11 protein-coding genes and 1 pseudogene are annotated in these 9,669 nt (G+C 33.5%); 7 read left to right on the forward strand and 5 right to left on the reverse strand.

Annotated features, from left to right (window positions below):
- Positions 1-235: 235 nt before the first annotated feature.
- Complete coding sequence (locus tag Q0L29_RS06085) at positions 236-823, reverse strand: hypothetical protein (protein WP_296619962.1); 588 nt, start codon at positions 821-823, stop codon at positions 236-238.
- Positions 824-832: 9 nt separating this feature from the next.
- Positions 833-1,483, reverse strand: a complete 651-nt coding sequence (locus Q0L29_RS06090) for a helix-turn-helix domain-containing protein (RefSeq protein ID WP_296619963.1) — start codon at positions 1,481-1,483, stop codon at positions 833-835.
- 281 nt (positions 1,484-1,764) lie between these two features.
- Between Q0L29_RS06090 and Q0L29_RS06095 the strand changes: the two genes are divergently transcribed.
- The 5 genes and pseudogenes from Q0L29_RS06095 to Q0L29_RS06115 form a co-directional block, all read left to right on the forward strand.
- On the forward strand, positions 1,765-2,775 hold the full coding sequence (locus tag Q0L29_RS06095; protein ID WP_296619965.1) for a hypothetical protein: 1,011 nt from the start codon (positions 1,765-1,767) through the stop codon (positions 2,773-2,775).
- Positions 2,768-4,069 carry a hypothetical protein gene (locus tag Q0L29_RS06100; protein WP_296619966.1) on the forward strand — a complete coding sequence of 434 codons (1,302 nt, stop codon included), beginning with the start codon at positions 2,768-2,770 and terminating at the stop codon, positions 4,067-4,069. The genes Q0L29_RS06095 and Q0L29_RS06100 overlap by 8 nt, the downstream gene beginning before the upstream one ends.
- Positions 4,053-5,156 carry a hypothetical protein gene (locus Q0L29_RS06105; protein ID WP_296619968.1) on the forward strand — a complete coding sequence of 368 codons (1,104 nt, stop codon included), beginning with the start codon at positions 4,053-4,055 and terminating at the stop codon, positions 5,154-5,156. Before Q0L29_RS06100 ends, Q0L29_RS06105 begins: the two co-directional genes overlap by 17 nt.
- 31 nt (positions 5,157-5,187) lie before the next feature.
- Positions 5,188-6,051, forward strand: a complete 864-nt coding sequence (locus Q0L29_RS06110) for a PhzF family phenazine biosynthesis protein (RefSeq protein WP_296619969.1) — start codon at positions 5,188-5,190, stop codon at positions 6,049-6,051.
- 158 nt (positions 6,052-6,209) lie between these two features.
- Positions 6,210-6,455: pseudogene (locus Q0L29_RS06115) on the forward strand (transposase); the annotation flags it as partial.
- Here the strand turns inward: Q0L29_RS06115 and Q0L29_RS17550 are convergent.
- A complete protein-coding gene (locus Q0L29_RS17550) occupies positions 6,432-6,779 on the reverse strand; it encodes a 5-carboxymethyl-2-hydroxymuconate Delta-isomerase (protein ID WP_367275755.1) in 348 nt (115 codons plus the stop codon). The pseudogene Q0L29_RS06115 and the gene Q0L29_RS17550 overlap by 24 nt on opposite strands.
- On the reverse strand, positions 6,767-7,591 hold the full coding sequence (locus tag Q0L29_RS06120; RefSeq protein ID WP_296619971.1) for an alpha/beta hydrolase: 825 nt from the start codon (positions 7,589-7,591) through the stop codon (positions 6,767-6,769). The genes Q0L29_RS17550 and Q0L29_RS06120 overlap by 13 nt, the downstream gene beginning before the upstream one ends.
- Before the next feature lie 321 nt (positions 7,592-7,912).
- Between Q0L29_RS06120 and Q0L29_RS06125 the strand changes: the two genes are divergently transcribed.
- Together Q0L29_RS06125 and Q0L29_RS06130 are read left to right on the forward strand one after the other, a co-directional pair.
- Positions 7,913-8,809: an alpha/beta hydrolase gene (locus Q0L29_RS06125; RefSeq protein WP_296619972.1), complete on the forward strand. Its 897-nt coding sequence runs from the start codon at positions 7,913-7,915 to the stop codon at positions 8,807-8,809.
- A 199-nt stretch (positions 8,810-9,008) separates the two neighbouring features.
- On the forward strand, positions 9,009-9,452 hold the full coding sequence (locus Q0L29_RS06130) for an AlpA family transcriptional regulator (RefSeq protein ID WP_296619974.1): 444 nt from the start codon (positions 9,009-9,011) through the stop codon (positions 9,450-9,452).
- Positions 9,453-9,543: 91 nt separating this feature from the next.
- Here the strand turns inward: Q0L29_RS06130 and Q0L29_RS06135 are convergent, their stop codons facing one another.
- A complete protein-coding gene (locus Q0L29_RS06135) occupies positions 9,544-9,660 on the reverse strand; it encodes a hypothetical protein (protein WP_296619975.1) in 117 nt (38 codons plus the stop codon).
- Positions 9,661-9,669: the final 9 nt, after the last annotated feature.

The following is a 9,669-nucleotide window of genomic DNA, read 5'->3' on the forward strand; positions in this document are numbered from 1 at the left end:
CTGTAGTGCTTGGTCTAATTGAATCAGACTTAGGCTCTTATTTTCTAAGTGTACAAATAATGCCAATTCATCAGCAACAGTAAGAATAGATAGATGATACATAGACATCCATGTATCCCACATAAAATTATCTTTAATATCAGGAAGCTTAATTTTTTTCATATTTTCTCTAAGTGTTTTTCAAATTAAGATACTAGCTTGTAGATTTGAACACATTGTATTTATAATAAATTTTCTATCTCATGCCATTTCTTTCATTTTTTTGTTTGGCTAATAACAATAATGCCTTTTCTTTTAGAATTGATTCGGCACCTTGTGTAAACTTAATATCATAAATATCTTGAATATCAATGTTTGTTAGTAATTTTTTATCATTAGCAAGTTCATCTGCGGTTTTCTTAAATTGAGTGCCTTTTTTGTCTTCAATGGTAAAAAGATATTGTTGCAGTTCTTTATCGTAACGTTTCCCTACAATTTTATATAATGGTTCAATTTCAGATAATTTTAAAAACTCAAGCAACTTTCCTTCAGCTGCTTTACGGATCATCTCAGCATGAAAATTACTAAATTCATTAAGATCATAGTTTTTTTGTAGAATTTCTGCTGCTGATAATTGTAATATAATATTTTTATGAGAGATTTGTATGGTAAATACTGTTTCACCAGGGATTGGAGACAAGTTTAAAATATCAACAATCTTGAATGGTTTCATATGAAAATAACAAAGCAAGGCTTTATATTCATTCATTAGTTTGTTTATTAATGACATCAAAAAATTTTCACGAGGACTTACTTTATTGGAGAGATCTTGTTTATTATTCATAAGGACTACCTAATCAATTAGCTCAAGTGGATTTTTTCTTAACTGCTTTTTATATTCTACTATTACCCCAAGAATTTTATGTTCTGACGTAAATATTGCGATATTATATTTTTGTGTCACTGGTTTTAAATACATTTGTCCCTCATCAAAAAGTACCTGTTTCAGTGTGGGTGTTTTTTGTCCACTTCTGTGCGCGATAATAAAATCACGATGTTCTACTTGAAGTTTGGGATCTACAAGCAAGACTGTATCTTTCGAGAGGCTTTCCCAATCATCCTCATCAACAATGAGTGCGTAGGCATCTTTGCTGTATTCGTATTCTGTGGTGATAGTTGGACGAACCTTGTTGTCTTTGAAAGGCCAATTAATTGCTTCTTCCCAGGATATTAATGGAACATGGTTCAAGGTATGTAGATTGATATTATATGATCCTGATATACGTGACTCTGAAAAGGGTTCATCGCCAACAAGCTGGCTGATTGTTAATGAAAAATATTTAGCCAAAGGTGTCAGTGTAGAAAGTGTTGGGTTTGGGTCATCATTGTTGCGAATTTTTTTTATGGTGCTTGCAGGCAGACCTATCCTTCTCGACAGCTCCTCTGCATTTAGATGCGCTTCCTTCATTAGTAAATTTAAATTTGTCTTTAAGTTTTCTGACATGGAAATCTGTAAGCCTTGGTGAATTACGAGGATTTTATAGGTAATTAAAATAAATGTCCAATGTGAAATGACACTTGGGTGTCGAAAATTTTTTAAAAACTATTGAAACGATATTATAATGTCGATATTATGCAGTCCGACAATTAAATGTCAATTGCTGTTTATTGCAGAGATAATTATTTATTTCTGAACAATTTTTCTTGTAGCAAGTATTAAAAGTTAATGAAAGTAATCAATAAGTATGCGTTTTAATTTATTCAAATAGATTTATAAGGAGAAGCATGGATACCACCGACGCACAACCAACTTTAAATAAAATAAACCAAATGAATCAGATGGAACTTGCTAAATTTCTTAGGAAGGAAATATCTGAGGAGAAATTAATTATACTAGATTTCCAATATATTCAAGATGAAATTGAGTGCTGGTGGTCTAAAGAAAAAAATAATGATAATTTTCAGGTTCTTAAGTTTAAGTTTATGAATCTATTGATAAACTCGTTACATGAAAGTGACTCTTATTATTTTTCAAATTTAGGTTTAAATAGAAGTAAAATAGCTGCTGTATGCATTAAAAATATATTTCGAACAGATTGTCATAGGCTTTCTTTGTTAGTTCATGAATCATTGTCTAGTTTATTCCAACTGACAGACATAAAGTACGATTATGAAGAACATAAAGCATTGTTTTTGAAGCCCTCGGGTGAATTTTATAAAGATTGGGGAAATGGTTATGGTGCAATAACACCACATTCTGATGATCTTTATGAAAATCTAAATATTGATTATCTCTCATTAACAATATGCCGAGATATCACAAAAACGCCAACGTCCTATATTTTCCCCAGAGATATTGTAAAGAATTTTAATGACATTGATCTTTGCAAGTTGCTTCACTTAAAGGCAAAATTTCTATCAGGAAAAAATGTAGCGATTCTTAAGGAGCGTGAAAGAAACATAATGGAGTACTCTGAAAAATATGGATTGAGATTTTTCCTTGATTTTCGAATTGACAATCATACTGGTGAGAGAATGCAAGCGGTTGATCCTGGGGAGCAGTATTTAATTGACATGATGAGAGATAATGTAAGTAATTTTTCTCAAGAACAATCAATACCTGAAACAGGTACCTTTTTAATTGTAGCCAATCATAAGGTTCTTCATGGAAGACCTCAAATGAATATAGATAAATCAGAGATTGGAAACTATACAAAACACTCATGTTTTATTGATACTCCTAGACTTCTATTTCGAAGTAAAGGTCCAAGAAATGAAATAAATTTTTATGAATAAAATAATGCCTACGGAGTTACAAATGAATCTTCAAAATGCTGTTTTGATATTGGGTTATAACAATACCAGAATAAATGATGTTAAGAGAATTAGGGAAACTGCTAGAAATACTTTAAATGCAGCAACCATTTTGTGTAAAAAATCACCGACTGTTGAAGACAAAAATACTGCTGATTTTGTCATAGATGTTGCTCTTAATAGTGATCAAAAAAATATAGACAATATAATGAATGCTATTAAAGATATTTCCATTAATGTTGTTGCTGTTCTTCCTTTTTCAGACCCAGGTACTCAACTTGGTAGTAAACTCGCTTTGCATTTGGGGTTGCGGGGCCCTGATGTTAATAAAGTAAATACTGCATTAGATAAGTACGCCTATAGACAAGCAGAGAAAAACGCCCAAGGGTATCCTCGTGGTTATAAGCCTATTTTCGCTGAAAAAATTGATTCTTTTGAACAACTATGCGCCATACACAAACAATTAAATGGAAAAACTTTTTTAAAGCCCACGTCAGAAGGCAATAGCCGAGGCTGCATGAATTTAAGTCATGTGCATTCTTTGGAAAATGCTTGGTCTGAAGTAAGAAAATACATTTCTTCAGGTGTTGTTGCTGAAGAGCTTGTGAGTAATTCGGAAGAATATAGTTGGGATCATGTTGCTGGATTTTCGTGGGTTACAGAAAAAAAAACTACTCAAAATCAGTATCGTGCTGAAATTCAGCAAATTGTTCCAGCCCCTCTGTCAGATGTTGAAACTAGTCTTATTACAAATGCAGGTACATTTATGTCCGAACTAGCAGGTTCTAACCATGGGGCTTGTCACAATGAAGTATTTTATTCTGAAAAATGTCAATCAGTTCAAGCTGTAGAGCCTAATTTACGCCCTGCGGGTATGCGGATTTGGGATTTAGCTGCTTTAGCTTATGAAAACTTTGAACCATGGAAAGAGTGGTTGTTATGGACCTCTCAAAATAATAGACAAGAGTCTTTTCTTAATACATTAAATCAAAAATGTTACGCTGGTCTACGGATGATTACTGCAGTAAAAGAAGGAATTTTACAAAATATTCCTGAAATAAATCTCAACACATTATCTACTGAGCAGGTAGAATTGATCGAAATAGTTTGGACAAAAAAACCTGAGAACTCTGTTACAACTGTCATTAAAGATAATTCCGATTTTATTGGGTATATTATTGCGACATCTAAAGACTATGACGCCTTATCATCTTTTCTAGATATAACGACACAAAAGCTTGCGTTAGAGGTAAAAATATATGATTTTTTCAATTAGATTTGTAACAGCAACCTGTCTTTTTTTATTGTTGGGTAAGGCTAATATATGGTTATCTCCTTTAAGTAACATCATTTTAGCAATGGGGTATCGATTTTTTTTACTTCTATCTCCCTTATTAAATCGTGTTTGTGGAAGATTTGCAGTGAGTACTGCCTTAGTATTAGCAGCTCTAGGAATATGTTTATTTTGCTTTCAGAAAGAGGGTCTTTTAATTCTGGGAGCAGTGCTTGTTGGAATTGGATTAAGTATTTCTGGTTTTTTAATCAAAGCAAAAGCCGCGGAGACTCCCTCTGGTGCGGCGCACAATAAAATAGCCTTGAACTTAGGAAGTTTTGTGTCAGGGCTTGTTTTGCTATTTACCTTTAATTCCAAGCAAATATTTTTTGGTGCTTGTGCAGTAGTTTTAATATTTACTGCTTTAGGCGCATATATCACAAGCAAAAAAGAAGTGAAATACAATGCTAATGTGTCATTAGGTAATCCACATGTGTTTAATAAAAGACATTTTTTTGCTTGGTTATTGATTGGAGTCGCGGTAGGCATAAAATTATTCAGTGTTTTTTCAGTGCTACCTCAATACTTAATTGATAAAAAAGGAATATTACCGAGTTGGTATGGCTTAATGATTTTATTAAATAGTTTTGTTGTTATTATTTTTCAGCTTCCAATTATTCATTGGGTAGAGCGATGCTCTGATACTTACAAGCCATTTAAAGTAGTTATTTTTGTCATGATATTTGGAATGTTGATTATTAGTTGTCCTGGTTTTTTTTATGCCGAATATTTTCTTGGTTCTTTTTTTTGGATACTCTTATTGTCACTTGTTGAGTGTTTTGCCAGCTATTTGGATCTGCTGGGTGCAAAGGCTCAATTTCTTCTTGTAAAGGAAACAGCTGTTGGGCTGGGGGCGGGTTTAACTGTTTTCTTGAGCAGAGAGCTTTCTTCTCCTTTTTCGAGTGTAAGTATAGGATTTATTGGCATCGCTACTATTTTATTAGCTGCTGTATTGTTGAAAAAGGATCAGAAACCAACATTAAACTATGATAAAATGTCTAATATGAACTGGGGAGGAGAGCTTACTTAATACTCTATACTCACTGGAATAAAGGCATTATGTGAGAATTTTTCAAATTAATTGTTTTTGTACAAACATTGAAGACAGTGGTAATCCAGCCGCTGTCGTCGTTGATTGTGATGCACTGAGTCCAACTGAAAAACAGAGCATTGCAAAAAAACTCAACTTCCCTGTCACAACGTTTGTTTTAAATATGAATAACAGTATCCCGCTGTTAGAATATTATTATCCTGAATCTCAAATGCCTTTGTGTTTACATGGCACGATAGCGGCTGCTCACTGGCTTTATCATCAGGGAGTGTTCGTTAACAGTGATCAGTTAACTTGTAATAGACGTTACAATGAACAGTGTTTAAGTCCTCTTATCATAAAAAGAACTGATATAGGTCATTTTTTAGTCGAGGTCTTTGTTGATAAGGTTCTCCAGCTTGATTTTAATCTTATAAAGCTTGCAAGAACTTTTTTGCAAGTACCAAAAGATTCACAACATATTTTTGATTCTGAGCTTTTGTTTGAAATTGCTTCAGTGGGCAGTCCAAAATTTTTCATTCCAGTTAAAACAAGAAAATATTTAGATCAACTAAAGCCTGACTTAGCTGCTATCAAACAATGGAGCATTGATAATCAAATTAGTGGCATATATGTATACGCTAAAGACAATATTCTTAAAAATACATTTTATGCAAGAAACTTTAATCCTAAGACAGGTTGCCCTGAAGATGCAGCAACAGGAGTTGCTGCAGGGGCATTATCATGTGGCTTGGAAAGAAGTTTAACCGTTTTTCAAGGAGAGAATTTAGGACGGCCAAGTAAACTTGAGATATCATATGTAGGTAATGGGATTTCTTGGGTTGGCGGGCTATGTGTTTCTGGAAATGAATTAACTTTTCCTTATAAAATATAATCTAAAGCAGTCCTATGGTTATATAGGGTTAAGAAACTAAATGGAAATAATTTTATTAGCTTGGTGAAAAATAACTTAATCAGTTATTACTATAAGGCTATGAAACAGCACTGGTGTCGCAAAGCAATTCCTATGTTTCTAAATATAGCTGAATTTACCCATTTAGAGCGTTAGCTGCTCTAGGCAAAACATTTTATAAGTGGCGGAATGAAATTGTATGTATCTAGCGATTTAGAAAGTCTAATGGGATTAAAGAAGGGCTTCAGAGGAAAATGAAACTAATACATCGAAGAGCGCTCGTTTATCATAAGGTTGGATCTACTTCAATACATGCAATAATAGTCTTTTCCACGTTACTGACTTCAAATTTAGCGAATAAGTTATTTAAAATAAAAAGCACTTAACTCGAGAAGCTCAATAGATATAGACGTTTTTTCAAGGTCGTTATTCATGACTAAGCCTTTAAGATGATGATGAATATATTCACATATCCTGTTTTTTATTTTAGCAGATCTCCCGGGTAAAATTTTTAACGTTAAATGCATGAATAAATTCTTTTCGAACTCATCACCAATAAAATAGTTGTCATATATTCTGACTCGACTTTTGCAGCTGGTAATTTGGGTTGGTAAATTATCAGCCAAATATTGGTGTAAGTGGATAAATAATGAATTAAAGTTGATGTTCGAAGCGATCTTATCGCTACATTCAAGAATTAAATGGGGCATAAATTCATACTCTCGATATATTTATAGAAAATATTTTGTAAATTTTCACCACTGTTTAACCATGGAAAGTGCCCTTCATTTTTAATAAGCTTTAACTGTATGTTACTTCGCTGCCAGCGTTCATCTGACATAAAAAGATCAAAAGGAGTGATGTGATCAATTTCACCTCCAACAACCAACGTTGGAATCGTTTGCGGAATAAACGCGTTAGTAAATCGCGGATGAAACATGGTTGTTGCCCAATCGTAAGACTCATTAGAATAGGGAAGTATTTCTAATAACTTCATTCCCTTATCTAATGATTCTGGTGAAAAAAAATAAGGTGCACAAGCAATAGTTAGCGCTTTAAATGTATCGTTGTTTTTATTTTTTTCGTATTGCGTGGCTATTTCAGAAATATCTGGTAAATCATATTGCTTGGCTTGTTTTTCAATCTGATGAAGCCATGTGTTGTTGGGAGCGGTGTTTAATAGCACAAGACCGTAAAGATAATTCTCTAGCTTCTTATTGGATAATACAAGCATGCCACTAAAAGAGTGAGCAACAATAATTGGATTTTCAAAATGACTTAATAAATCAATTAAGCCGTCGGACCATCCTTCAAAATGCTGGTTAGCGCTAATTTGATTACTGCCATCATTTGGAAAATCCATGTACCAGCTTTTTCCGGGTAATGATAATTGCTCTGCCAAGTTGTCCAGTGATTCAGAGCCGAAACCAGGACCACCGGGTAAAAACAACCAGTTTAAAGGTTCAGGGCCTTTAGAGTACTTTAATTGTGCTTTAAAGTCAGTGTGTGAGTAAAAGGTCATATTTTGACAATCAAAAAGCCAAATTTCATGTCATATATTACTATATGCTTATGAAAAGTCACAACTCACTTTTTTGAAATCCACTTTATTTTGGGAATATAACTATATATTGATCGATGTTTGTATAAATTACATCAAGGGATATAATAATATTTATTTGAAAGTTTAGACTTGCATTACAAATGAACATATTTTGTGGATGTGGTATTACTTTAAGGTTTAGTCTATGATCAAGTCTTTTCGTGTGGTTTTGGTTACGAAAAACCTGGAAAAACAATGTGTCTGGATGTAAAAACTGCCGCAAATTAATTTGGCTTTTTAATGAATATTAAAATGATGAAAAATAATTCTAGGGTAGGCATATCTATTTTATTAGCTCTTATCCTTATATTGTGCATCACTCCTGTCAATGCGGATAAGTATACCGGTACATCTAAGAAAAAATGCAAACTTCATGGTGCCTTCTTAGATGGGATTTGCGTTGCAGTTGATAATCATTTATTGTTCGTAAAATCCTATGGTCAGCAACCAGACAAAGATCATCCTGTAGTAATTTTTCTTTCTGGCTCTGGAAATACCCATTATGTCTGGGAAAAAGTAGCACCATCTGTAGCAAAATTTGCTCATGTCGTAACTTATGATAGGACCGGTTATGGCCATAGTCAGCAATATACTCAACCTATTCCTTTAACTGCTGCTATTGTTGTTAACAACTTAAAGCAGTTATTAAAAAAAATGAATTTACCACCTCCATACATTCTCGTGGCGCATTCGCATGGTGGTATATATGCTCAATATTTTGCTTTAACTAATCCTCAATTGCTTAAAGGCTTAGTGCTCGTCGATTCTTCCACATATCAATTATTGAATTGGAAACGATTTAAAAAGTATACACCTAGCGAGGATGTAAAAAATACAGAGCCATTTTATTATGAGGCATTGGGGATAACACCCAGCTTGAAAATGGTAAAATTAGAAATGATTAAAAAAGCTGATGCTCCCTTGGGTAACATGCCTTTAAGTATATTAACAGCCGAAGACGAAAACGAGCTTGGGTATTTTACTCTGGCCATGATGAAAGATTGGCGAAAATTTCAAAAGTTGCTGAGTAAAACATCAAATAAATCCACCTACGTTCTAGTTAAGGATAGTGGGCATTTTATTCAAATTGATAAACCTGAGCTTGTCGTGAAATCGATTAAAGAGCTGATAAAATGAAGCAAGGACTGGGTTGATCAAGGCGAAGTCCAACATCATCCTCATTAGATGCGCCATGTATTACAAAGGTCGCACCAAATACGCAAATCTCACGCATGATTATTTTTAACTTTTAACTAACTTTTGACTTCTATTAGTTTGCTCGTTATCACGAGCATAATAGAAAAATAAAAATTTTATTTTTAAATAGGTATAAATTATGAATAAAAAAAATAATCCAGAATTATTTCTGGAAAACCGACTGGCACTTGATGAAAATATACAAAGTCAGCACCAAGAAATAAATAATTTGATTGATGAGATGATAACTCAAATGAAAGCCCAGGCAAGTCAGATAAAAGAACTACTTAAAAGCATTCATGCTCAAAAAAAAGTAGTGGCGAGGCTAGATAAAATATACGAAAGTATGGACAGAAGGCAGTCAAATGATGAGAAACAACCAGCTTCTCAAAAGGTTTTATTTATGTCCGATGTAGAAAACATGATCGGGCGTTCTCGTGTGACACTTCGGCGTTGGTGGATGTCTGATAAATTTCCAAGGCCAGCCAAGCTCAATGAAAGTACCTTGGCATGGTCTGCAAAGGATATTGAAAGTTGGATTGAACAAAATATAGTTTTTGGTGAAAAAGAAGGCTTGCAGTAGTAAATCATATTCTATGAATATGTTCCTCATTTAATTCCAACAAAAATGATGCTGCGGTGTTGAAATTAAAAAATAAGCCCTTTAAAAGGGCTTAATAATTAGAAAAAACATGCACAAAACTGTTTAACTCTACCGCACAAAAATCATCGATAAATAGATCACGGGCAAAAGCCTCATAATCGAAATATCTCATCAAATTGTCCGGCAGTTTTTCGCC

Origin of the sequence: Marivirga sp. (genome assembly GCF_024636815.1) — a bacterium.
In the GTDB taxonomy this organism is placed as follows: Bacteria; Bacteroidota; Bacteroidia; order Cytophagales; family Cyclobacteriaceae; genus Marivirga.